Raw genomic sequence first — 24700 nt, 5'->3', positions numbered from 1 at the left:
GTCGGGGCCTGGATCACATCCTTGGATCAATTACTGGCGCGCAGTCAGCGTGACGCCGGCATAAGCGGCGGTTCCGACTAGCTTGATGTAGTACGTACCCGCCTTGGGCGCGGTGAAGCGCACCGTCTCGTTGTTGCCCGCGCGGGTGGATTTTGCGTCGAAGCTGGTGCTGGTGGGTTCTTCATCCAGGCTTACGTACAGCGACACGTTGCCGGTCCCGCCCAGGGTGATGAAAGAGAGCGTCTTTCCGGCGATGGCCTCGAAGCTGTACAGGGTTTCCGAGCCTGCCGCACCCGACACCGTGACACTGGCCTTGTTGGCCAATGGCGTGGCAACCGGGCCGCAGGTTTCAGTCTCCGGATCGCACGGCACGAAGCCGATGGCCGACTGCACCGCAGCGCCGGCGTCCACGATGCCTGCACCGATCTCGCGACCACTGGTGGGCGGCACAACAGGCGTGTGGGCACTGCTTTGCAACAGGGCGACCACTTCGGTGGGCGTCAGCAACGGCAGGCCCGCATCCAGTCGCGCACCCTGCATCAACGCGACCACGCCGCTCACGTGCGGTGCCGCCTGCGAGGTACCGGCATAACCGTTGTAGCTGGTGTCGTTGGCCACCGGCGTGGTCGCGCCCGAGTTCAGCGCCTGCCAGACGAACCCATCGTCCACCGCGGTGCCGGAAGAACCATCGTTGGCATAGACACCGCCGCCAGGCGCGGCGATTTCAACCGAGGTGCCGTAGTTGGAGTAATACGCCCGCTTGCTGGTGATGCCGGTGGAGGCCACGGTGATGACGCCGGGGCAGCTGGCCGGCGAGAAGTTGGCCGCGTCGGCATTGCTGTTGCCGGCCGACACCACCACCGACGCACCCAGCGCGTTGGCCTGCGCCACGGCCAGCCCGGTGACGCTGGAAGCGGTGCACACGCCACTACCACCCAGGCTCAGGTTGATGACCTGCGCCGGATGGGTGTTGGCCGGAACGCCCGCCACCGTGCCGCCGGCCGCCCAGATGATGGCGTCGGCGATGTCGCTGTCGTAACCGCCGCAGTGTCCGAGCACGCGCACCGGCAGCACCTTGGCGCCATAGGCGACACCGGCCATGCCGCGTGCGTTGTTGGTCAGCTCCGCGCCGGCGGTGCTGGCCACGTGGGTGCCGTGCCAGGAGCTGTCCTCGGGCGGATTGCTGGCATTGGTGCATTCGCTCAACCAGGGCTCCTCGGTCGTCCAGTCACCGGTATCCCAGCCGCCGGCAACGCGGCCATCGGTCGCGCGGCCGGACACCAGGCTGTCGGTGATGAAGTCGTAACCGGCATCGCCCAGCGAGGTATCGACGTCGACGTGCGTGGTGATGCCGGTATCCAGCACGGCGATGGTGATGCCGGTGCCGTCGGCCAGGTCCCAGGCGTTGTTGACGTTGCTGCCGCCAACATTGGCCACGCCGTCCACGGTCGCGGTGCCGTCCGGTGCCTTCAGGTGCCACTGGTAGGCGCCGTAATAGGTATCGCTGGGAGTGAAGGTGGCCGGCTTCAGCGAGGCCGGCGCCTGCAGGTCACGGACCGGCCGACGCAGCTGGTCGGCCTGCACGCTCACCACGTTGGGATCAGCCGCGATCTGGCGCATGAAGGCCTCGGCTTCAACGCGATCCAGCTTGCGCGAGGTCTTCACCAGTTCGGCACCGGTGGCCAGCTTGCGCAGGTAGGTGGCCGACGCGGCCTTGCCGGTCGATGACAGGCCTGCGCGCGACAGCGCACCGGACGCATTCTTCGCCACCGTGGAAGCACTGGCCTTGGCGGTCGTGCCATCGGCGTAAGTGATGATGAAGCGACCGACCTTGGCCTCTTCTCCCTGGGCCGCAGGCGCCATCGGCAACACCTTGGCGGTCAGCCCGGCCTTTGCAGCATGTGCCGCAGGCGCGATGGCAATCGCGAGAACGATGGCGGATACGGCCGCGCTGAGATGTCTGGTTTTCATTGCTTGAAGTCCCTTAGTAGCGAAATGAAGATGCTCGGCCTGCCTACGACGGAATCGCCCCACCCTGTTCCCGGACGGCCACCCCGGGGTGTCGGCTTCCGTTGTTTGAATCGGACGCGGCATCAGCCGCGCCCGCATCAGGTCGGGTTACCAGCCGAAGCCGGCACCCAAGCCCACGGAGCGTTCGTCACCGCTGAGCGCCCCCCCGATGGTGATCGTGGCGCGGTCACTGACGGCCCGCTGGTACCCCACGGACAACGCGTTCTCGCCCCCCTGGAAACCAACGCCCACGCCGACCCGGTTGTCGGTGCGGATGCCTGCCGCGCTGGTGGCCATGTTCAACATGGCCGCGTTCATCGCGCCCTGGCGATCGATGCGACGGTCCTGGTTCTGGAAGCGACGGTCCACGTCCTTCTTGTAGCCATCCAGGTCCTGGTTCCAGGCGGCGAACTTGCTGTCGGTGTAGGCATTGGCGCTGGTGAGCGTCTGGGTGGCGGTGGTGTCGGCGTAAGCGGTGGCCGACTGCAGCGTCTGCGCATCGCCGGACTGCACCTGCGCCACGTTCGCCGCATCGGTCGCCTGGGTTCCCGCGGCGACGTTGGTGATCTGGCGCTCGTTGCCGGTGCTGCCCACCGAAACGGTATCGGCGCGATCCGCGGTGGAACCCTGTCCCAGCGCGACCGCGTTGTCCGCGGTCACGCTGCTGCCCTGACCGACCGCCGTGCCGGATGCATTGCTAACGCTGCTGCCTTCGCCCACGGCCACCGCATTGGTCGCTTCTGCCGCAATGGTGGTGTTGGCGCCCACGGCCGTGCTGCCATCAGCGTTGACCTTGGCGTTGCTGCCGATGGCCGTGTCGTTGGGGCCAGCGGCATAGGCGGCCGCGCCGACTGCGGTACCGCTGGCAGCATCGGCCTGTGCGCCATCACCGAGAACAGCACCCCCGGTCGCGCTGGACGCCACCGCCGCTGTACGAACGGTCGCGGCAGCAGGCGTTGCCGCGAGCGTGCTCGCTTCCGCCGCGACCGCCTGGACCGGCTCGGACTCGACGCTGGCCTTGCTGACCGATGAAGCCACCGCCTTGCGCGATGCCGTTGCCACCTTGGAGGTTGCGGCGCTGCTTGTACCGGCATCGAGTTCGCTGACCTTGTTATCGAGCGCAGTCAACGCATCGCCCACGCTGTAGTAGCTGTCGCCCTGGATCACGAAGGTCGGCGCGGTCATCCCGCCCATCGGGCCGACGGCGGCGCCGCCACCGAGGTAGCGCGCGTAGGACTGCATCGACTGGTAGAGCTGGCCGCCGGTGACGGCATCGCTACTGCCTTCGGCAAGCAGGCCATCGCTCAGGTTGACGATGCGCCGGGTTGCCGGACCACCACGCCCGCTGCCGCTGCCCAGCGACACGACGTTGGCCTCGTCGGCGCGCGCACCGAAACCAAGCGCCACCGAGTTCGCAGCCGAGACACCGCTATTGGCACCAAGTGCCAGGCCGTTCTCGCCGCTCTGGCGGACAAAGGCGTTGTAGCCGACGGTCACTGCGTTTTCGCCCAGGGTGTTGGTCTGGCGACCGATCGAGGTGCTGTTCACGCCTGCACCGTTGCTCTGCACGCCCAGGGCGACCGCGCCAGTGCCGCTGGCCGTACTGTCGGCACCCAGCGCGACGGTCCGCACGCCGCTGGCCGTCGCGCCCGCGCCGGTGGCAAGGCTGCGATTGCTGTCCGCTGCCGCGCCTGCACCCAGGGCCACGGCATTGTTGCCGGTCGCTTCGCTACCCGCGCCAATCGCCACGGCACTCTCGTTATCTGCCAGCGTGTTGGTGCCGATGGCGATGCTGTTGATCTCGCCACCCAGCGCCTGGTAACCCAGCGCGACGCTGTAGTCGCCATAGCCGAACGCGCCACGCCCGACCGCCGTTGCACTGGCACCGGGCGCCCAGCTGTTGTAGCCCACCGAAGTCGAGCCGGTTCCGCTGGCCCAGGCGGCGACACCGAAGGCCGATGCGTTGTTCGCCGTTGCCCATGCGCCCTCGCCGAAGGCCGAAGCCCCTTCCCCCGTCGCCCAGGCATAGGCACCCACGGCCGTGGCGTAGTCCTGGCTGGCCCAGGCGCTGTCGCCGAGCGCAACGCTGTAGCCGCCAATCGCACGCGAGGTATAACCACCGGCGTAACTATGATCGCCCAATGCCTGCGCGCCGTAACCGAAGGCCGACGCCGTGGCGCCCGTCGCCTGTGCACCGGCACCAACGGCCGTCGCGTTGTCGCCCGCATTGGCACCGACGAGCACGGGCGCACCGTCCGCGTCTTCAATCGGGAAGTTGTACTCGTCGTAGGCCTGGCCCATGCCACCGACGGCCACGCTGCCATTGCCGACGGCGGATGCATTGTTGCCGACGGCGGTGGCATTGCCGCCGACCGCGCCAGCGCCGCTGCCATACGCCGCTGCGCCATTGCCGATCGCGTTGCTCGCTTCGCCCGCCGCCACCGCGTTGTCGCCTTCCACATATGCGCCGGCATCGCTGTCTTCGCTGCCACTGGCCTGGAAGTACTTGCTGGTGTTCTCGGCCGTGTTGGCCACTGCATCCAGCTGCGCCTTGTTCACCGCATCGGTGTCCTCGGTGCCCGCCGCCACGTTGGTGACCTGGCGTTCGCTGCCCACATCACCGACCGAGACCGTGTTGTCGCGGTCGGCCACCGAGTCCGCACCCAGTGCCACCGCGTTGTCTGCAGGGGCGTAGGCATTCACGCCCACCGCGGTACTGGCATCGCCGGATGCATAGGTGTTGTGGCCCAGCGCGGTGCTGTATTCGCCGGTCGCCCAGGCACCGTTGCCGAAGGCCGAACCACCGGTGCCGGTGGCACGCGTGTTGATCAAGCCGAAGAACGTGCTGCCGCCCACCGCCGTGGATTCGGCGCCGGAGGCCTGGCTGGATTGGCCCACGGCCGTGGCACTTTCGCCGCCTGCGGCTGCGCCAGCCCCCAATGCCGTGGTGTAACCGCCGCTGGCTTCGGCGCCGTAACCGAACGCCGAACCGAAGTCGCCCGCGGCGGCACTGAAGCCGCCGGTCGCCGTCGAGGCCAGGCCCGACGCACTGCTGCTGAAACCACTGGCCGTGGCCTGCAGGCCCTCAGCGGTGGCGCCCGCACCGGTCGCGGTGCTGAACGCGCCCGTGGCCTGCGCACCGGCGCCGAATGCACTGGCACCGGCATCGCTGGCCAGCGTGGTCTGGTCCAGCACCACTTCCCCCGTATCCGGATCGGTGTAGTACAGCGCACCGCCCACGGCCGTCGCCGAATCACCGGTCGCGGTGGCGTTGAAACCGTTGGCCGTGGCGTTCACGCCCGAGGCCGTCGCGCCGCTGCCATACGCCGCTGCGCCATTGCCGATCGCATTGCTCGCTTCGCCCGCGGCGATGGCGTTGTCGCCTTCCGCATACGCGCCGGCATCGCTGTCTTCGCTGCCGCTGGCCTGGAAATACTTGCTGGTGTTCTCGGCCGTGTTGGCCACTGCATCCAGCTGCGCCTTGTTCACCGCATCGGTGTCCTCGGTGCCCGCGGCCACGTTGGTGACCTGGCGTTCGCTGCCCACGTCACCCACCGACACCGTGTTGTCGCGATCAGCCACCGAACTCGCACCCAAGGCCACGCTGTTGGCGCCATAGGCCGTGGAGTAATAGCCAAGCGCAGTGCTGTCCAATCCGGATGCCCAGCTGTTGGCGCCCAGAGCAGTCGCGTAATCCGACGCGGCATAGGAGAAGTAGCCGAGGGCCGTGCTCTGCAAGCCATTGGTCTGGCTCAGCGTGCCTATCGACGTGCTGTAATCACCGTTAGCCAGTGCGCCCGAACCGAAGGCCGCGGCATATTCACCCGATGCCTGCGTCGCGATGAAGTAGCCAAAACCCGGGGCCAGGTCCGCCAGGCCACCTACCGCAACAGAACTGGTCCCGACCGCAGCGCTGGAAGTGCCCACCGCGGTGGCGTAATCGCCGATCGCATTGGCAACCGCACCCACCGCGGTCGATTGCGCGCCACCTGCATACGCCCCCACACCCACGGCGGACGCCGCAAAGCCCGAGGCATCGGCGCTGGCGCCCACCGCGGTGCCGCCAACGCTGGCGCTGGTCGCACCGGTATCGACGGGTACGCCATCCACGGTGATCAGCGGATCGCCGTTTTCGTCGACCGCGACACCCCCCATCGCCACGCTTGCCGGGCCTGTCGCCTGTGCGTTGTTGCCGAAGGCCGCGCTGTTCTGGCCACTGGCGACGGCATTGGATCCGACCGCCGTGGCATTGTCGGCATAGGCGGAAGCACCGTTGCCGTAGGCAGAGGCGCCATTGCCGATTGCATTGCTCGCTTCGCCCGCGGCGATGGCGTTGTCGCCTTCCACATACGCGCCGGCATCGCTGTCTTCGCTGCCGCTGGCCTGGAAGTACTTGCTGGTGTTCTCGGCCGTGTTGGCCACTGCATCCAGCTGCGCCTTGTTCACCGCATCGGTGTCCTCGGTGCCCGCAGCCACGTTGGTGACCTGGCGTTCGCTGCCCACATCGCCCATCGAGACCGTGTTGTCGCGGTCGGCTACCGAGTCCGCACCCAGTGCCACCGCGTTGTCTGCAGGGGCGTAGGCATTCACGCCCACCGCGGTACTGGCATCGCCGGATGCATAGGTGTTGTGGCCCAGCGCGGTGCTGTATTCGCCGGTCGCCCAGGCACCGTTGCCGAAGGCCGAACCACCGGTGCCGGTGGCGCGCGTGTTGATCAAGCCGAAGAACGTGCTGCCGCCTACCGCCGTGGATTCGGCGCCGGAGGCCTGGCTGTATTCGCCCAGCGCCGTGGCACTTTCACCATCGGCCGCCGCGGCCAGGCCGAGCGCGGTCGCGTAGTTGCCGCCCGCGTACGACTCGGCGCCGACCGCCGTGGCGCCATTACCGAGTGCAGAAGCAAGGAAGCCATTGGCCGTGGACTCGATGCCTGACGCGGTGCTTTCCGCACCCGTCGCCGTCGCGCCATCACCCGAGGCACTGCTGTAGTAACCCGACGCGGTCGATTCGATCCCGGAAGCCTCACTCAAGGCACCCGTCGCCACGCTGCCGTCGCCGCTGGCGCTACTGGCCGCACCGGTCGCGGTAGCCTGTTCGCCATCGGCCACGCTCTCGGCACCCGTGGCCGTTGCGTATTCGCCAGCAGCCTGCGCATTGGCACCACTGGCCGTGGCGCTGGCGCCCAGCGCCGTGGCGTTGTAACCCACCGCGGTGGCGCCATCGGCAAAGGCGTTCGCGCCGGCACCGTAGGCGGAAGCTCCCGCGCCGATCGCGTTGCTCGCTTCGCCCGCGGCCACCGCGTTGTCGCCCTCGACGTAGGCGCCGGCATCGCTGTCTTCGCTGCCGCTGGCCTGGAAATACTTGCTGGTGTTCTCGGCCGTGTTGGCCACTGCATCCAGCTGCGCCTTGTTCACCGCATCGGTGTCCTCGGTGCCCGCGGCCACGTTGGTGACCTGGCGTTCGCTGCCGACATCGCCCACCGACACCGTGTTGTCGCGATCAGCCACCGAACTCGCGCCCAAGGCCACGCTGTTGGCGGCCGCCGCATTCGCACCGAAGCCCAGTGCGACTGCATCGTCCCCGGTCGCCGACGCGCCCGCGCCCAAGGCTGTGGCGCCCTGTGCATCGGCCGAGCTGAGATAGCCCAGCGCGGTGCTGTAGTTGCCGTTGGCCCAGGCGCCATTGCCGAAGGCCGCACCGCCGATGCCTTGCGCTTCGGTCTGGTAGTACCCGCCCAGTGCGCTGCCACCGACGGCGGTGCTTTCTTCACCGCTGGCCAGGCTGAATTCACCGACCGCGGTGCTGCTCGCACCGCTTGCCTGCGCCGCCAATCCCAAAGCGGTGGCGTAGTCAGCAGCGGCAGACGATTCGGCACCCACTGCCGTTGCGCCCAGGCCGGATGCTGTAGTCAGGAATCCATTGGCGGTCGATTCGATACCACTTGCAGTGCTTTCCGCGCCGGTCGCAGTCGCGCCATCGGCCGACGCGGTGCTGTAGTACCCCGAGGCGGTGGCTTCGATCGCGGACGCTTCGCTGAGCGCACCGGTTGCACTGCTGCCATCACCGCTGGCCAACGCCGCGGCGCCAAGCGCGGTGGACTGATCGCCGGTGGCATTGCTCTGGAAGCCGACGGCCGTGGACGTGGCCCCGGCAGACAGTGCGCCGCATCCAATCGCAACGGAAAGATCACCCGTGGCACGCGCGACGCGGCTGGCGGCATCGTTGCACGCCGCTGCCTGCGGCGAGATCGCGGTGCTCGCATCACCCGGTGATCGCCCACCTCCCACCGACTGTGCCAGCACGGTCGGCGCGACCACCACGGCGGTCAGGACGATCGCAGCCTGCAGTAACCGGGCGCCTTTGCCCTTGCCTTTCGCCTTGGCGAATTCAGAGGCGACCACGACGACGCCACGATCAGCGTTCCACAACTTGCAGAAGATGCGATTCATCCGTTCCTTTCCTTAGGCATTTTTTTGGGGCAAAAGACTCCCGCGACGCGCAAATCGGATTTGCGCGCAGGGGTTCGCGGAAGAGAGGTTTTTCGGTGCTTCGGGTAAGTCCGCTACTTGCGGGGGATTTATCGCGGACCTGGCACGTAGACGGGGGTCACGCGCTTGACTTGATAGTCATCCAAGAGATTTCATTGCGTCAAGTGCCGTTCATGCAATGAACTGACATGTTTGAAATCCCATAAAACAAGGGGTTTTCAGGCACTTGCATGTGAACCGTTGAGGCCCGTGCTGGCAATGGATGTTGATTATCGGAATGGAAGTCTCATAACAAAAACGCCCATCGCAAGAAGCGATGGGCGTTGCGTTGCACTGCAATGTACGGGGCGCTGAATCAGCCGCACCACACCCGCGCGTTTCGGAACATGCGCAGCCACGGCGAGTCATCCGGCCACTCGCTGGGCGACCAGCTCAGGTTGATGCTGCGCGGGGTGCGTTCGGGGTGCGGCATCAGGATGGTGACGCGGCCATCGGTGCTGGTCAGGCCGGTAATTCCATCGGGCGAACCGTTGGGATTGACGGGATAGCGGCTGGCCGTGTTGCCGTCGCCATCGACGAAGCGCAGCGCGACGCGCGCGGTGGCCTGGTCGACCGGCGAATCGAATTCCGCGCGGCCTTCGCCATGCGCGACGGCAACGGGAATCCGCGAACCAGCCATGCCGCGGAAGAACACCGACGGCGACTCCACCACTTCCAGCAGCGAGGTACGGGCCTCGAACTGCTCGCTGCGGTTGCGCAGGAAACGCGGCCAGTGCTCGGCACCGGGAATGATGTCCTTGAGCTGGCTCAACATCTGGCAGCCGTTGCACACGCCCAGGCTGAAGGTATCGGTGCGGGCGAAGAACGCGGCGAACTGCGCACGCAGCGCCGGACGCTCCAGGATCGAGGTCGCCCAACCGCGACCGGCGCCAAGCACGTCGCCGTAGCTGAAGCCGCCGCAGGCGACCAGGCCGGTGAACCCATCCAGGGTGATGCGGCCAGCGACCAGGTCGCTCATGTGCACATCGAACGCATCGAAGCCGGCACGCTCGAACGCATTGGCCATTTCGATCTGGCCGTTGACACCCTGCTCGCGCAGGATCGCGACCTTGGGTCGCGCACCGGTGGCGACGAACGGTGCGGCCACATCGTCGGCCGGGTCGAAGTTGAGCTTCGGCTTGAGGCCCGGATCGGCGAAGGTGCGCGCGGTATGGCGCTCGTCGTCAGCGCTTTCCGGGTTGTCGCGCAGGCGCTGCATGGCGTGGGTCACCGACCACCAGGCATCGAACAGCTGCTCCCAGCGCCATTCAGCCAGGATGCGACCTTCCAGCGTGACCCGCACCGCCGGCGCGGTGGTGGGCTTGGCGATGCGCTGGGCGCATTCGGTCAGGGCGTGGCGTTCGACCAGGTCCGCGAACGCGGCGCGATCTTCCGAGGCGATCTGCACGACCGCGCCGAGCTCTTCGTTGAACAGGCTGCGGAAGGCGTCATCGCCCCAGGCATCCAGCGCGATGTCCACGCCCAGGTGCGCGGCAAAGGCCATCTCGCACAGCGCGGCGAACGCGCCGCCGTCGCTGCGGTCGTGATACGCCAGCAGCATCCCGGACGCACGCGCATCGCGCATGAGTTCGAAAAAGCTGCGCAGCAGTTCCGGATTGTCCAGGTCCGGCGTTTCGCCGCCGAACGCGGGCAGTGCCTCGTCGCTGGCGAACACCTGTGCCAGCACCGAACCGCCCAGGCGCTGCTTGCCACCGCCCAGGCCGATCAGCCATAGCTCGGTGTCGGGCTCGCGCGACAGCACCGGGGTCAGCTGGGTGCGCGCGTCGTCGACCGGCGCGAATGCGGTGATGACCAGCGACACCGGCGACACCGACTTGTGGGTGGTGCCGTCGAGCTGCCACTGTGCCTGCATGGACAGCGAGTCCTTGCCGACCGGGATGCTCAGTTCGAGTTGCGGGCACAGCTCCATGCCGACCGCGCGCACGGCGTCGTACAGCAGCGCGTCTTCGCCGTTGTGGTTGGCCGCGGCCATCCAGTTGGCCGAAAGCTTGACGCCATCGAGCGACTGCACCGGTGCCGCGCACAGGTTGGTGATCGCTTCGCCCACGGCCATACGCGCCGATGCAGCGGCATCCAGCAAGGCCAGCGGCGCACGTTCGCCCAGCGACATCGCTTCACCGGCAAAGGTGTCGAAGCCGGCCAGGGTGATCGCGCAATCGGCCAGCGGCAGTTGCCACGGCCCGACCATCTGCTCGCGTGCGGTCAGGCCGCCGACACTGCGGTCACCGATGGTGACCAGGAAACTCTTGGAAGCGACCGACGGATGCGCCAGCACGCGCAGGCCCGCGTCCTGCAAGTCCAGGCCAGCGGTCTTCAGCTCGGGCCAGCGCGGCGCGGCCGGATGCACGGTGTCGCGGTGCATCTTCGGCGCCTTGCCGAACAGCACATCCATCGGCAGGTTGATCGGGGCGTCATCCGGAATGGTGCCCGGCGTGGCGCCGTAGGCGACCACCAGACGTTCCTCGGCCGTGGCCACGCCGACGGCGGCGAACGGGCAGCGCTCGCGCGCGCACAGTTCGGCGAATTCGGCCAGGCGCGACTGCGGCACGCCGAGCACGTAGCGCTCCTGCGATTCGTTGCACCACAGTTCCAGCGGCGACAGCGACGGATCGTCGCTGGGCACCTTGCCCAGGTCGATCACCCCACCCACGCCAGAGTCGTGCAGCAGTTCGGGGATGGCGTTGGACAGGCCACCCGCGCCCACGTCATGGAACCAGCGGATCGGGTTGTCGGTGCCCAGCGCGACGCAGCGGTCGATCACTTCCTGGCAGCGGCGCTCCATCTCCGGGTTTTCGCGCTGCACGCTGGCGAAATCCAGCGCCTCGGCGCTGTCGCCCGAGGCGACCGAACTGGCCGCGCCGCCGCCCAGGCCGATCAGCATCGCCGGGCCACCCAGCACGATCACCGCATCGCCGGGCTGCAGGGTCTTCTTCTCGACCTGGTTGCGGTCGATGGCGCCCAGGCCGCCGGCCAGCATGATCGGCTTGTCGTAGGCGCGGGTCAGCACGCTGCCATCGGACGCGCCGCCTTCCGGCAGTTCGAAGCTGCGGAAGTAACCGAGCAGGTTGGGCCGGCCGAATTCGTTGTTGAACGCGGCACCGCCCAGCGGGCCGTCCAGCATGATGTCCAGCGCCGGGGCCATGCGCGGGTTCAGCGCGCGCGGCGCTTCCCACGGCTGCGGCAGGGTCGGGATGCGCAGGTGCGACACCGAGAATCCAGTCAGGCCGGCCTTGGGCTTGCCACCGCGCCCGGTCGCGCCTTCGTCGCGGATCTCGCCGCCGGCACCGGTGGCGGCGCCGGGAAACGGCGCGATCGCGGTCGGGTGGTTGTGGGTTTCCACCTTGATGGCGAAGGCCGATTCGACCGCCGGCTCGCTGCGGTACTGGCCGCTGGCCGGGTCCGGGCGATAGCGCGAAGCCAGGTGCCCTTCCACCACCGCGGCGTTGTCGCTGTAGGCACTCAGCGTGTGCTGCGGGGTCTGCTGGTGGGTGTGCTTGATCATCTTGAACAGCGAGCGGTCCTGCTCGCGGCCGTCGATGGTCCAGCTGGCATTGAAGATCTTGTGCCGGCAATGCTCGGAATTGGCCTGCGCGAACATCATCAGCTCGACGTCCGACGGATCGCGGCCCAGCTCGGTGTAGCGGCTGCGCAGGTAGTCGATCTCATCCTGGGCCAGGGCCAGGCCCAGGCGCGCGTTGGCGCCTTCCAGGTCGGCCAGGGCCACGCGCTCCAGGTCGCCACGTGCGGGCGCGATGAACAGCGCCTGGGCGGCATCGGCCGCATCGAGCAGCGACTGGGTCATCGGGTCGTGCAGCAGCTTGGCCAATGTGGCCAGGCGGTCGGCGTCGGTCGGCAGCCCGGTCAGGTCAATGCGCGAACCGCGCTCGACCCGGGCGATGGCCAGGCCGGCGCCACGCACCAGCTCGGTGGCCTTGCTCGACCAGGGCGACAGCGTGCCCAGGCGCGGCACGACGAAGCGCGAGACCGCGCCTTCGCTTGCCTGCGACGGTGCGCCGTCGGCCTGCAGGATGCGCCGCAGCGCGTCCATGTCAGGCGCGGCACCGGCCTGTGGTTCGATGAAAAAGACCTGCCAGGTGTCCACGATGCGCACCGACGGCGCCACGGACTGCAGACGGGATTCAAGCCGCGCGCGGCGGAACTGCGACAAGGCCGGCTGGCCTTCGAGGACGATCATGTCCGGGAACCGTGGCGTGGATGCCGTGGGAACGGGGCCGCCTATTGTAGCGAAGCCGGCGCAAGGCCGGCTTCGTGAAACGCGAATTGCAGGCAGAAGGCCGGTTACGGGCATGCCAACCGGCTTGCCCGAGGCCTTGGCGGCATCGGCCGCAGCCAGCTTGTCCAGCGCCGCGCGCATCTCGGCCGGGGGCAGGTAGCCGCCGATCTGGCTGCCGTCCGGGGCAAAGATCGCCGGGGTGCCGTTGACGCCCAGGCGCTGGCCGATGTCGTATTCCATGGTCACCGGGTTGGTGCAGTCACGCGCGGCCACCGCGCCACCCTCCTTGGCCGCGGTCAGGGCCTTCTTGCGGTCGGCAGCGCACCACACCGAGATCATGTCCTTGTGGTCCTGGCTGCCCAGGCCCATGCGCGGCCAGGCCAGGTACTGCACGGCGATGCCCTGCTTGTTGTAATCGGCGATCTGGCTGTGCAGCTTGCGGCAGTAGCCGCACTCGATGTCGGTGAAGACATTGACGGTGTACTTCGGGTTGGCCGGCGCGAACACGATCTTGTCGCTGTCCTTGACCGACTTGAGCAGGTTCTGCCGATACCCGGCCAGCGCCGGGCTGCCCTGCATCAGGTCCTTGCGCTGGCCGATATCCACCAGGCTGCCCTGCATCAGGTACTTGCCGTCCTCGCTGACATAGACCAGCTGGCCGGCGACGATGACTTCGCGGAAGCCCGGCAGCGGCGCCTTGCCGATGTAGTCCACGTCCACCTGCGGATTGAGCTGCTTGAGCGCGGCACGCACCTTGGCATCGACCGGATCGTTATCGGCGACCGCGGGGGCGGCGGCAGGCTTGGCCGGCGCAGCCTGGGCATCAGCGTTCTGCGGTTGCTGGGCACAGGCTGTCAGGCTGAGGCCGGCCAGCATGAAAAAGGGGAAGAGACGACGCATCGAGGATTCCTGTTTCGGGGGGCGACGGCTGGTGCATGACGCAGCCATCGGCGCGGGGCCCCGGCGATGGCCGGGCATCGTGTCCGATTCTCGCATACGCAGCATGAAGGCCCGGACCCGCCGGGAACGTCGATGCCATTCATGGCACGGCGTTCGGCCACGCGCGATATGCCCGGCTTGGCGATACGGCGGCCATCCATGGCGAGACACCCCGCTCGATGGATTCCCGACCCGGCCATCCATGGCCGGCCGTGAAGTCCAAACGCGGCATGCTCCGGTTGGAGCTATGGCTGCCATCCATGGCGGGACATCCCGCTCGGTGGATTCCCGGTCCGGCCATCCATGGCCGGCCGTGAAGCCCAAACGCGGCATGCCCGGGTTGGAGCTATGGCTGCCATCCATGGCGGGACATGCCGCTCGATGGATTCCCGGTCCGGCCATCCATGGCCGGCCGTGAAGCCCAAACGCGGCATGCCCGGGTTGGAGCTATGGCTGCCATCCATGGCGGGACATGCCGCTCGATGGATTCCCGGTCCGGCCATCCATGGCCGGCCGTGAAGCCCAAACGCGGCATGCCGCGTTTGGGCTTCACCCCCTCGGGTGGTGTTTGGCGTGGAGGTGCTGCAGGTGCTGGCGGGCGACCAGGGTGTAGATCTGGGTGGTCGACAGCGGAACTGTGGCCCAGCATCAGCTGCAGCGAGCGCAGGTCCGCGCCGTGGTTGAGCAGGTGGGTGGCGAAGCTGTGCCGCAGCCCGTGTGGACTCACCTTGGCCGGGTCGATCCCGGCGACCACTGCATGGCGCTTCACCAGTCCCCAGAACACCTGCCGGCTCAGCGCCTGGCGCCTGGCATCGATGAACAGCGGCACCTCGCCATTGGCCATGGCCGTCACCGCCTTGTTCGCCGACAGCTGCGGACGCGCACTGTCCAGATAGCACTGCAGCCAGTGCTGGGATTCCTCGCCCAGCGGCACCAGCCGATCCTTGCTGCCCTTGCCGGTCACGCGCACCACGCCCTGGCGCAGGTTCACGGCATTGGCCGGCAGGTCCACCAGTTCGCTGACGCGCAGGCCACAGGCGTACATCAGTTCCAGCATGGCGCGATCGCGCAGGCCCACGGGCGTGTCGATGTCGGGTGCGGCCAGCAACGCGTCGATCTGGCTTTCCGACAGCGCCTTGGGCAGTGAGCGCGGCAGCTTGGGCGGATCGAGCAACGCGGTCGGATCATCGCTGCGCTGTCCACGCCGCACCAGCTGGGCATGGAAGGCGCGCAGGCACGACAGCAGGCGTGCGTTGCTGCGTGACGAATAGCCCTGACGCGCGCGCCAGGCCAGGTAATCGAAGATCAAGGTCCGGTCGGCTGTCGCCAGCACGTTGTCCGTGGCAGCGCTCCCCGACGCGCCAGCACGCCAGACCGCCCACCGCGCAAGCCCCTGCAGATCGCGCCGATAGCTTTCCAGCGTGGCCCGCGCCAATCCGCCTTCGGCCCAGATCGCGTCCAGGAACGCATCGATGCTGCGCGCGTCGGCGGGGCCACAATCGGGGAGCGCATTGACGAGCTGGCGGCGTTCGGCGGGCGATGACATCGCACCAGCTTAGCCGCAGCGCGCAACGGCGACTGCGTCCCGGGCGACTATCCTTGGCCCATGTCCGCCGAACCTGACACCGCACCTGCCCCGCTCGCCCTGCCCGCACCGCGCCATGCCTTCGTCGGCTGGCGCTTGCTGGCGCTGTTTTACGATGCCTGGCCGGTGCTGGCGTTGTGGATGCTGATCTCGGTCGCCTTCACCCTGGGCTATACCTACCTGGGCCACCACGACAGCCACCAGAACATCGCGCCTTTCAGTGCGCTGCAATGGCTGCTGTGGTTGAGCTGCTGGGTCGTGGCCGGACTGTATGCGACGGTCAGCTGGCGGCGCGGCGGACAGACGCTTGGCATGCGGCCGTGGCGGATCGTGGTGACCTCGGTCCACGGCCAGCACCAGCCAAGCAGGAAAGCCCTGTGGCTGCGCTACGCAGTGGGCACGTTGTCACTGCTGTGCGCGGGACTGGGCTTCTGGTGGGCATGGTTCGACCGCGACCGCCTGACCTGGCATGACCGGGCCAGCGGTACCCGGATCATCCGCAACCCCAGGCCCGCACGCTGAGCGCCACCCAGGTTCAACCCCGTGACAGGGGCGCGCTGCGGATCCGCTCCCGGATGGACGCTCAGCCGGCCAGGCCCGCGACGGGCGCGTAATGCGAAACCGTCGGGAACGGGTCGTAGAAGTGGTGGAGCAGCCGCTTCCACTCCTGATACCCGGCAGACTGGCGAAAGCCAATCTCGTGATCTTCCAGGGTCTGCCAGCGGACCAGCAGCAGATATTCGCCTGGCCGCTCGATGCAGCGACTCAGCTCATGCGACAGGTAGCCCGGCATCGACGCAATGATGGCCTGCGCCTCCAGGAAGGCAGCCTCGAACGCCTCCAGGCGACCGGGCAGCACGTGCAGCGGGGCCGTTTCGAGCACCATCGCGGTCAACTGCTCCGTCGTTTGAACAGCCACCACGAAATCACCAGCATCAGCACCGGCGTGGCCGTATACGCCAGGCGATAGTCCAGGTGCAGGGCCGTGCCCATGCGGCCGAACAGCAGCTGCAGCAGCCAGAACGCCAGTGCGAACATGATGCCCATGAACAAACGCTTGCCCAGGCCACCGCTGCGCAGGCTGCCGAAGGCGAACGGGATCGCCGCCAGGCACAGCGCCAGCACGTTCAGCGGATAGAACCAGCGACCCCAGTAGACCTCTTCGTAATCGCGCGCATCCAGCGCATTGCGCCTGCGGTATTCGATGCTGCGGCTCAGGTCGGCCGCGGACATGTAGCGCGGCTGGCCCAGCGTGGCCGCCAGCGCGGCCGGGTCCAGCTTGGACGGCCAGGTTTCCTGGGCCACCGTCTCCTGCTGCACCGAGCGATCGCCGAAGGTGGTGCGCAGCACCTTCTTCAGGATCCAGCTGTCGGTGGCGTGGGTGGCCGTGGCGGCATGGGTGATCGAAGCCAGCCGGCCCTCAGCGTCAAGCTGGTACAGGCGCACATCCTGCAGCACCAGCTGCTGCTGGTCGCCGTCCGTCACCTGCTCGCCATTGGCGGCATTGAGGAATACATCGCCCTCGCGCGCCCACAGGCTGGCGTAGAGGCCGCGGGCTACGTCGCCGTACTTGGCGTTGGCCTTCAGGTTGTCGGCCTGGGTCTGGCCCCAGGCGCCTGCGGTTTCCATGACCACGACCATGCCGCCGGTCAGCAGTGCCAGGGTCACCGCGACCGACAGGCTCAACCGGCGCCGTGACAGGCCCAGTGCGCGCAGCGCGGTCAATTCCGAACTGGCCGCCAGCTGGCCCAGCCCCATCAGCGCGCCGATGACCGCCGCGGTGGGGAACAACGTATAGGCCCGGCGCGGGATCGTGTAGGCCACGAACCCCACCGCGTGGACGAAGGTGAAGTTGCCGCGGCCGATCTCGCGGACCTGGCCGGACAGGCCATTGGTGACATCCAGGCCCAGCAATACTGCCCAGACCAGCAGCACGGTGCCCAGCACGACCTTGCCCACGTAGACATCGTGGATGCGCGGCGCGAAGCGAATCATGCGCGCGCTCCCTTGCGGCGCGGCAGACGCCCGTCGCGGGCGTAGGCCCACACGCCCATCACCAGCAGCGGCAGGCTCAGCCACCACAGGCCCAGCCCGGGCGGCAGCTTGCCGTTGGTGAGCCACTGGGTGCCGTTGATCATCATCAGGAAGGCGACCAGGTAGCCCAGGAAACCCAGCATCACCCGGCCGTAGCGCGACTGGCGCGGCGCGCTGCGCGCCAGCGGCAATGTCAGCAGGGCAAACGCCAGGCACAGCAGCGGCGGCGTGATGCGCGAATGCAGCTGGGCGTTGGCCTCGATGCGCTTGTCGCCCAGCAACTGCGTGGTCGGCAACAGCTCCGGATCGTTGTCAGCCTTTTTGTCAGTGCGGTCCGGCAGCGCGATTTCATTGCTGGCGTAGCGCAGCAAGCGGTAGTCCTTGCCCTCGCTGGCTGGGCCTTCCACCCGATACCCATCCTGCAACTGCAGGAACCGCGAAATCTCGCCCTGGAAATACATCTGGCCGGTCTTGGCGGTCACCACGTCCAGCCGATCGCCCTGCTGGCGCTGGGTGAAGATCTTGGACAGATGCCGGCCATCGGGCGACATCCCGCCCACGTAGACCACCCCGCCGTTGCTGAGCATGGTGAACCGGCCCGGTTCCAGCCCGGCCACGATCAGCGAGCGGTTGGCCTGGTCGATCATGGCCTGGCTGGTGCGCGTGGCCAGCGGCCCGGCCCACAGCGAAATCACGCCCACCGCCACCACGATCGGGATCACCAGCATCAGCAGCGGACGCAACATGCGCCGGGGACCCACGCCGATCGAGGTCAGCACCGGCATTTCCGAATCGCGGTACAGCCGGGCGATGGCCAGCATCAGCCCCAGCATCAGCGACAGCGACAGGATCAACGGCAGGAAGGCGATCGTGCTCAGGCCCAGCTGCGACAGCAGCAGGCCCGCCGGCAACTTGCCGTCGGCCACTTCGCCCAGCACGTCCACCAGCACGCCCCCCAGGCTGACCACCAGCAGCACCATCAATGCGGCCAGGAAACTCTGGGTGAATTCGGTGAACAGGTAGCGGTCCAGCTTCGGCATCGGGTGGGGGTTGCCTTACAATTACAGGTTCGAGTGCCGGTGCGCGAACAGCGCGGACCGAGGCTTGGCCGGGACAACCAGCATCCCGGCAGCCGGTGATTGTACGTACTGCTGGTGAAACCGACCCACACGGAATCTGCGCAATGGCCCTGGAATTCACCCTGAACCACGACACCCCCACCGCCGCCGCGGTCGATTGCCTGGTGGTGGGCGTGTATGCGGACAAATCCCTCAGCGCCGCGGCCCAGGCCGTGGACCAGGCCAGCGGCGGCCGCCTGGGCGCGCTGGTCCAGCGCGGCGACGCCCCCGGCCGCAGCGGTAGCACCACCGCGTTGTACGACCTGCCGGGCGTCACCGCCCCGCGCGTGCTGGTGGTCGGGCTGGGCGATGTGGCCAAGTTCGGCGTGCCGACCTACCTGAAGGCATTGACCGAAACTGCCCGCGCCCTGAAAGACAGCGCCGCGACCAGCGCGCTGGTCACCCTGACCGAGCTGGACGTGCCCGGCCGCGACACCGCCTGGGCGATCCGCCAGGCCGTGGCTGCCACCGGCCACGCCACCTATCGTTACAGCGCCACCCTGGGCAAGCGCAAGCTGGAAGCCCGGGCGATGGCCAAGGTCGCCTTCAGCGGCACCGATGAAGACGCCCTGGCCCAGGGCATCGCCATCGCCGCCGGGGTCAAGTTCACCCGCGAGCTGGGCAACCTGCCGCCGAACATCTGCACCCCGGCCTACCTGGCCGAGCAGGCGCAGGAATTCGCCGCCGCACACGACGGCGCCGAAGCCGAGATCCTGGAAGACGCACAGATGGAAGCGCTCGGCATGGGCTCGCTGCTGGCGGTGGCCCGTGGCTCGGCCAACCGCCCACGCCTGATCGTGCTGAAGTGGAACGGCGCAGCCGATGCGTCCGCCCAACCGTATGTCCTGGTCGGCAAGGGCATCACCTTCGATACCGGCGGCGTCAACCTGAAGACCCAGGGCGGCATCGAGGAAATGAAGTACGACATGTGCGGCGGCGCCACGGTGCTGGGCACCTTCGTCGCAGCCGTGGGCCTCAAATTGCCGCTGAACCTGGTGGTGGTGGTGCCGGCGGTGGAAAACGCCATCGACGGCAACGCCTATCGCCCGTCCGATGTCATCACCAGCATGTCCGGCCGCACCATCGAAGTCGGCAACACCGATGCCGAAGGCCGCCTGATCCTGTGCGACGCACTGACCTACGCCGAGCGCTTCAAGCCGGCCGCCCTGGTCGACGTGGCCACGCTCACCGGCGCCTGCATGGTCGCCCTGGGCCGCCACGCCGCCGGCCTGATGAGCAAGCACGACGACCTGAGCGACGAATTGCTCTCGGCCGGCGAGCACGTCTACGACCGCGCCTGGCGCCTGCCGCTGTGGGACGAATACCAGGCCTCGCTGGAATCCACCTTCGCCGACGTCTACAACATCGGCGGCCGCTGGGGCGGCGCGATCACGGCCGGCTGCTTCCTGGCGCGTTTCACCGAAGGCCAGCGCTGGGCGCATCTGGACATCGCTGGCGTGGCCAACGACGAAGGCAAGCGCGGCCTGGCCACCGGCCGCCCGGTGAACCTGCTGGCGCAGTGGCTGCTGGACCGCGCAGCCTGATGGAAACCGGGGTCGAAACCGAAACAGGGGTCAGAGTGCAGTTTCGCGCCGATGCAGTTCGGCGCCTATCTGCCCCACGTTCGCGAAACTGCACTCTGACCCCTGTTTCCATTGTCCCGTGCTCGCAAAACTGCACTCTGACCCCGATTTCGCCTTGATGTCCCGTGCCGACTTCTACCTGATCGCCAAGCCGCGCTTCCTGGAAGCGCCGCTGAAGCTGGTCTGCGAGCTGACCAAGAAGTGCTACGGCACCGGCCAGTTCGCCGTGATCCTGGCCCGCGACCTGGAGCAGGCCGAAGAACTGGACGAGCTGCTGTGGGCGTTCGAAGACGATGCCTACATCCCGCACCAGATCGCCGGCATCGACGAGGACGAGGACGAAGTCACGCCCGTGCTGATCCTCACCCCCGACGTGGAAACCCCACAGCGGCCGCTGGTGATCAACCTGCGCAATGAGGCGTATGCCGGCACCTGCGAGCGGGTGCTGGAAGTGGTCCCGGCCGATCCTTCCGCACGCGAACCGCTGCGCGAGCGCTGGCGCCAGTACCAGGCGCGCGGTTTCGCGCTCAACAAGCACGACATGTAACCCACGCAACCCGCACCCCACGAAAGGACTCCCATGCGCCTGCTGATCGCCCTGCTGCTTCCCTGGCTGACCTTCTTCACCATCGGTCGGCCCGTCTCCGGCGTCATCTGCCTGCTGCTGCAGATCACCTTGCTGGGCTGGCTACCCGCCACCATCTGGGCGGTCTATGCACTGAGTCAGTACAAGACCGACCAGAAGATCAAGCATCTCCAACGCCAGCTGTCGCGCTGACACCCACGCGCACACGGCATCACTCCGACTATTGCTGACCCCATGACCGAACCGCTCGCCTCCAGCTACGACCCGAAATCCTTCGAAGCGCGCCTGTACGCGCAGTGGGAGGACAGCGGCGCGTTCAAGCCCACCGGTACCGGCACCCCTTACACCATCCTGCTGCCGCCGCCGAACGTGACCGGCACGCTGCACATGGGCCATGCGTTCCAGCACACGCTGATGGATGCGCTGGTGCGCTACCACCGCATGCGCGGCTACGACACGCTGTGGCAGATGGGCACCGACCACGCCGGCATCGCCACCGAGATGGTGGTGACCCGCAACATGGCGCTCGAGGGCAAGGGCGAAACCCGTGATTCGCTGGGCCGCGACGGCTTCATCAACAAGGTGTGGGAATGGAAGGCGCAGTCCGGCGACACCATCGAGCGCCAGATGCGCCGCCTGGGCGCCTCGGGCGACTGGTCGCGCAGCACCTTCACCATGGACCCGCAGCCGTCCGAAGCGGTCAATGAAGCCTTCCTGCGCTGGTTCGAGCAGGGCCTGATCTACCGCGGCCAGCGCCTGGTCAACTGGGATCCGGTGCTGAAGACCGCGATCTCCGACCTGGAAGTGGAAAACGTCGAGGAAGACGGCTTCCTGTGGTCGATCCGCTATCCGCTGGCCGATGGCGCGACCTACGAACACGTCGAACACGATGCCGACGGTAACGAGATCCTGCGCGAAGTCCGCGACTACCTGGTGGTCGCCACCACGCGCCCGGAAACCATGCTCGGCGATACCGCCGCGATGGTCCATCCGGAAGATCCGCGCTATGCATCGCTGATCGGCAAGTCAGTGGCACTGCCGCTGAGCGAGCGCACGATCCCCGTGATCGGCGACGACTACGTGGATCGTGCGTTCGGCACCGGCGTGGTCAAGGTGACCCCGGCGCACGACTTCAACGACTACCAGGTGGGCGTGCGTCACGACCTGCCGATGATCAACCTGTTCACGCCGACCGCGACCATCAACGAGAACGCCCCGATCAAGTACCAGGGGCTGGACCGCTATGTGGCGCGGAAAGAAGTGCTCGCGGATCTGGAAGCGCTGGAGCTTCTGGTCGAAACCAAACCGCACAAGCTGCAGGTGCCGCGCGGCGACCGCACCGGCCAGGTGATCGAGCCGTACCTGACCGACCAGTGGTTCGTGAAGATGGATGGCCTGGCCAAGCGCGGCCTGGAACGCTTCGAAAGCGGCGATATCCAGTTCGTCCCGCCGAACTGGATCAACACCTATCGCCACTGGATGGAGAACATCCAGGACTGGTGCATCAGCCGCCAGCTGTGGTGGGGCCATCGCATTCCGGCCTGGTACGACGAAGCCGGCAAGTGCTACGTCGGCCGCGACGAGGCCACCGTACGCGCCCAGCACGGCATCGCCGACGATGTGGTGCTGACCCAGGACAGCGACGTGCTGGAAACCTGGTTCTCCTCGCAGCTGTGGCCGTTCTCCACCCTGGGCTGGCCGAATGAAGCCGCCATGGCCGAGCGCGGCTTCGACCGCTACCTGCCGTCCGATGTGCTGGTCACCGGCTTCGACATCATCTTCTTCTGGGTGGCGCGCATGGTCATGGCCACCGACAGCTTCACCGGGCAGATCCCGTTTCGCGATGTCTACATGACCGGCCTGATCCGCGATGCGCAGGGCCAGAAGATGTCCAAGTCCAAGGGCAACGTGCTGGACCCGCTGGACATCGTCGACGGCATCGGCCTGGACGACCTGGTCACCAAGCGCACCGGCGGCCTGATGCAGCCCAAGATGGCCGAGAAGATCGAGCGCGCCACGCGCAAGGAATTCCCGGACGGCATCGCCGCGCACGGCGCCGACGCGCTGCGCTTCACCATCGCCGCGCTGGCCACGCACGGCCGCGACATCAAGTTCGACCTGAGTCGCGCCGAGGGCTACAAGAATTTCTGCAACAAGCTGTGGAACGCCACCCGCTTCGTGCTGATGAACACCGACGGCGTACGCTTCAGCGGTGCGCCCACGCCGGTGACCGATGCGGAGAAGTGGATCCTGGCCGGGCTGGCGCGCGTCGGTGAAGAGGCCGCCACCCATTTCGCCGCCTACCGCTTCGACCTGCTCGCGCAGGCGCTGTACGAGTTCGCCTGGAACCAGTTCTGCGACTGGTTCGTCGAACTGGCCAAGCCGGCGCTCAATGGCAGCGATGCCGCTGCCGCCGACAGCACCCGCCACACCCTGCTCTACGTGCTGGAACAGCTGCTGCGCCTGCTGCATCCGCTGACCCCGTTCGTCACCGAGGAACTGTGGCTGCAGGTTGCCCCGCGCGTGGGCGTGAACGCACAAAGCATTTCGCTGCAGGCCTATCCGACCGCCGAGGCGCTGGATGCCGGCGCCTACGCGCAGTCCGAAGCCGACGTCGAGTGGCTCAAGGCGATGGTCAGCGCGCTGCGCCGCGTGCGCAGCGAGCTGGGCGTGTCGCCGGGCAAGCCGGTCGCGTTGCTGCTGCAGGGCGGTGGCGACAACGACAAGCCGCGCGTGGCGCGCTTCACTTCGCAGCTGCAGTCGCTGCTGAAGCTTGAATCCATCACCTGGCTCGATGGCAACGAGGCGCCCGCCTCGGCCGCGGCCGTGGTCGGCGAGCTGCGCCTGCTGGTACCGCTGGAAGGCCTGGTCGACCTGGATGCCGAGCGCACCCGCCTGGACAAGGAAATCACCAAGGTCGCCAGCGAGCGCGAGAAGAGCGAGGCCAAGCTGGCCAAGTTCAGCGACAAGGTGCCAGCGGCCGTGGTCGATCAGGAGCGTGCGCGCCTGGTCGACTGGACCAGCCAGCTGAGCGCCCTGCAGGAGCAGCGCGCCAAGCTGTAAGTCGAGAAACCGGGGTCAGAGTAAGGTTTCGCCGCACATTGGTAGCAGCGATGGCAGGCAGCACAAAACCTTACGCTGACCCCGGTTTCTGACCCCGGTTATTCCGGTTCTTAGACCCGGTTTTTGCATGCCATGACGCTCAGCATTTTCTGCCTGGTCCTGTTCGCCGCGTTGATGCACGCGAGCTGGAACGCCATCGTCAAAGGCGCACCCGACAAGCTGATGACCACGGTGCTGGTCAGTGGCTTCGCGGCACTGATTTCTGCGATTGCACTTCCGTTCCTGCCCGCACCTGCGCCAGCAGCCTGGCCGTTCCTGCTGATCTCGCCACTGCTGCAGGCGCTGTATTTCGCCCTGGTGGCACGCTGTTACCACGTCTCCGACATGAGCCAGGCCTACCCGCTGATGCGCGGCGCCGCACCGCTGCTGGTGGCCGTGGCCGGCGTGCTGTTCCTGGGCGAACACCTGGGCTGGATTGCCTGGGCCGGAATCGGCGTGGTCTGCCTGGGCGTGCTGGCGATGACGCTGGGCAGCGGACGCCTGCATCACGTCGCGCTGCCGCTGTTCAATGCAGTGGTCATCGCCAGCTACACGCTGCTGGATGCGGCAGGCGCGCGCCGCGCCGGCAATGCGCTGTCCTACACGCTGTGGCTGTTCCTGCTGACCGCCCTGCCCTTGCTTGCCTGGGCGGTGCTGGCCCAGCGCGCGCGCTTCGTGGCGCAGCTTCGGCAGCATGCGCAACGCGGCCTGGCCGGCGGCATCGGCACGCTGTTGTCCTACAGTCTGGCGCTGTGGGCAATGACCCAGGCAACGGTGGCACTGGTCGCGGCCCTGCGCGAAAGCGCGATCCTGTACGGCCTGGCGATCTCGGCCCTCGTCTTGAAGGAGCGACCACCGCGGCGGCGACTGATCGCCGCCAGCATCATCGCGCTGGGCGTGGTGGTGCTGCGACTGGCTTGAGGCTTGTCGTGAGCAAAAGCGGGGTCAGAGTGAAGTTTGACC

The 24700-nt window shown here is 67.5% G+C and carries 12 protein-coding genes and 1 pseudogene; 6 read left to right on the top strand and 7 right to left on the bottom strand.

What is annotated here, in order from left to right; genetic code table 11:
• Positions 1-30: 30 nt before the first annotated feature.
• The 4 genes and pseudogenes from O8I58_RS15265 to xerD all read right to left on the bottom strand — a co-directional run bounded on the left by O8I58_RS15265 (position 31) and on the right by xerD (position 15275).
• On the bottom strand, positions 31-1971 hold the full coding sequence (locus tag O8I58_RS15265; protein WP_298317877.1) for a S8 family serine peptidase: 1941 nt from the start codon (positions 1969-1971) through the stop codon (positions 31-33).
• A gap of 147 nt (positions 1972-2118) precedes the next feature.
• Positions 2119-8457: an ESPR-type extended signal peptide-containing protein gene (locus tag O8I58_RS15260; protein ID WP_298317874.1), complete on the bottom strand. Its 6339-nt coding sequence runs from the start codon at positions 8455-8457 to the stop codon at positions 2119-2121.
• A gap of 394 nt (positions 8458-8851) precedes the next feature.
• Positions 8852-13690, bottom strand: a complete 4839-nt coding sequence (purL, locus tag O8I58_RS15255; protein WP_298317871.1) for a phosphoribosylformylglycinamidine synthase — start codon at positions 13688-13690, stop codon at positions 8852-8854.
• Between the two features lie 588 nt (positions 13691-14278).
• Positions 14279-15275, bottom strand: a pseudogene (gene xerD / locus O8I58_RS15250) (site-specific tyrosine recombinase XerD).
• A 60-nt stretch (positions 15276-15335) separates the two neighbouring features.
• Between xerD and O8I58_RS15245 the strand changes: the two are divergent.
• Positions 15336-15836 carry an RDD family protein gene (locus tag O8I58_RS15245; protein WP_298317868.1) on the top strand — a complete coding sequence of 167 codons (501 nt, stop codon included), beginning with the start codon at positions 15336-15338 and terminating at the stop codon, positions 15834-15836.
• Positions 15837-15897: 61 nt separating this feature from the next.
• On the opposite strand, the gene O8I58_RS15240 is transcribed toward O8I58_RS15245, so the two are convergent.
• From O8I58_RS15240 to lptF, 3 genes are read right to left on the bottom strand one after another with little or no spacing between them, the layout of a single operon-like run.
• Positions 15898-16200 (bottom strand): antibiotic biosynthesis monooxygenase family protein, encoded by a 303-nt coding sequence (locus O8I58_RS15240; RefSeq protein WP_298323042.1) that lies wholly within the window; start codon positions 16198-16200, stop codon positions 15898-15900.
• A 5-nt stretch (positions 16201-16205) separates the two neighbouring features.
• Positions 16206-17309, bottom strand: a complete 1104-nt coding sequence (lptG, locus tag O8I58_RS15235) for an LPS export ABC transporter permease LptG (protein ID WP_298317866.1) — start codon at positions 17307-17309, stop codon at positions 16206-16208.
• Positions 17306-18388 (bottom strand): LPS export ABC transporter permease LptF, encoded by a 1083-nt coding sequence (gene lptF / locus O8I58_RS15230; RefSeq protein ID WP_298317863.1) that lies wholly within the window; start codon positions 18386-18388, stop codon positions 17306-17308. Before lptF ends, lptG begins: the two co-directional genes overlap by 4 nt.
• Before the next feature lie 143 nt (positions 18389-18531).
• Between lptF and O8I58_RS15225 the strand changes: the two genes are divergently transcribed.
• From O8I58_RS15225 to O8I58_RS15205, 5 genes are all read left to right on the top strand, one after another.
• On the top strand, positions 18532-20010 hold the full coding sequence (locus tag O8I58_RS15225) for a leucyl aminopeptidase (protein ID WP_298317860.1): 1479 nt from the start codon (positions 18532-18534) through the stop codon (positions 20008-20010).
• A 157-nt stretch (positions 20011-20167) separates the two neighbouring features.
• Complete coding sequence (locus O8I58_RS15220; protein WP_298317857.1) at positions 20168-20596, top strand: DNA polymerase III subunit chi; 429 nt, start codon at positions 20168-20170, stop codon at positions 20594-20596.
• Between the two features lie 33 nt (positions 20597-20629).
• Positions 20630-20827 carry a YqaE/Pmp3 family membrane protein gene (locus O8I58_RS15215; protein ID WP_298317853.1) on the top strand — a complete coding sequence of 66 codons (198 nt, stop codon included), beginning with the start codon at positions 20630-20632 and terminating at the stop codon, positions 20825-20827.
• Positions 20828-20869: 42 nt separating this feature from the next.
• The gene (locus tag O8I58_RS15210; RefSeq protein WP_298317850.1) at positions 20870-23698 is read left to right on the top strand and encodes a valine--tRNA ligase; all 2829 of its coding nucleotides are present in this window, start codon (positions 20870-20872) and stop codon (positions 23696-23698) included.
• Positions 23699-23830: 132 nt separating this feature from the next.
• The gene (locus tag O8I58_RS15205) at positions 23831-24658 is read left to right on the top strand and encodes an EamA family transporter (RefSeq protein ID WP_298317847.1); all 828 of its coding nucleotides are present in this window, start codon (positions 23831-23833) and stop codon (positions 24656-24658) included.
• Positions 24659-24700: the final 42 nt, after the last annotated feature.

The organism is Pseudoxanthomonas sp. (genome assembly GCF_027498035.1).
Classification (GTDB): domain Bacteria; phylum Pseudomonadota; class Gammaproteobacteria; order Xanthomonadales; family Xanthomonadaceae; genus Pseudoxanthomonas_A.
Note: the sequence above shows the minus strand (reverse complement) of the source record. Positions and strands in the feature narration are given on the sequence as shown.

What these genes read in the sequence shown, in the direction of transcription:
- purL (WP_298317871.1), bottom strand. Translation starts at nt 13,690, where the DNA reads ATGCGTCGTCTCTTCCCCTTTTTCATGCTGGCCGGCCTCAGCCTGACA.
- O8I58_RS15245 (WP_298317868.1), top strand. Translation starts at nt 15,336, where the DNA reads ATGTCCGCCGAACCTGACACCGCACCTGCCCCGCTCGCCCTGCCCGCA.
- lptG (WP_298317866.1), bottom strand. Translation starts at nt 17,309, where the DNA reads ATGATTCGCTTCGCGCCGCGCATCCACGATGTCTACGTGGGCAAGGTC.
- O8I58_RS15225 (WP_298317860.1), top strand. Translation starts at nt 18,532, where the DNA reads ATGGCCCTGGAATTCACCCTGAACCACGACACCCCCACCGCCGCCGCG.
- O8I58_RS15265 (WP_298317877.1), bottom strand. Translation starts at nt 1,971, where the DNA reads ATGAAAACCAGACATCTCAGCGCGGCCGTATCCGCCATCGTTCTCGCG.
- O8I58_RS15210 (WP_298317850.1), top strand. Translation starts at nt 20,870, where the DNA reads ATGACCGAACCGCTCGCCTCCAGCTACGACCCGAAATCCTTCGAAGCG.
- O8I58_RS15240 (WP_298323042.1), bottom strand. Translation starts at nt 16,200, where the DNA reads ATGGTGCTCGAAACGGCCCCGCTGCACGTGCTGCCCGGTCGCCTGGAG.
- O8I58_RS15215 (WP_298317853.1), top strand. Translation starts at nt 20,630, where the DNA reads ATGCGCCTGCTGATCGCCCTGCTGCTTCCCTGGCTGACCTTCTTCACC.
- O8I58_RS15260 (WP_298317874.1), bottom strand. Translation starts at nt 8,457, where the DNA reads ATGAATCGCATCTTCTGCAAGTTGTGGAACGCTGATCGTGGCGTCGTC.
- O8I58_RS15205 (WP_298317847.1), top strand. Translation starts at nt 23,831, where the DNA reads ATGACGCTCAGCATTTTCTGCCTGGTCCTGTTCGCCGCGTTGATGCAC.
- O8I58_RS15220 (WP_298317857.1), top strand. Translation starts at nt 20,168, where the DNA reads ATGTCCCGTGCCGACTTCTACCTGATCGCCAAGCCGCGCTTCCTGGAA.
- lptF (WP_298317863.1), bottom strand. Translation starts at nt 18,388, where the DNA reads ATGCCGAAGCTGGACCGCTACCTGTTCACCGAATTCACCCAGAGTTTC.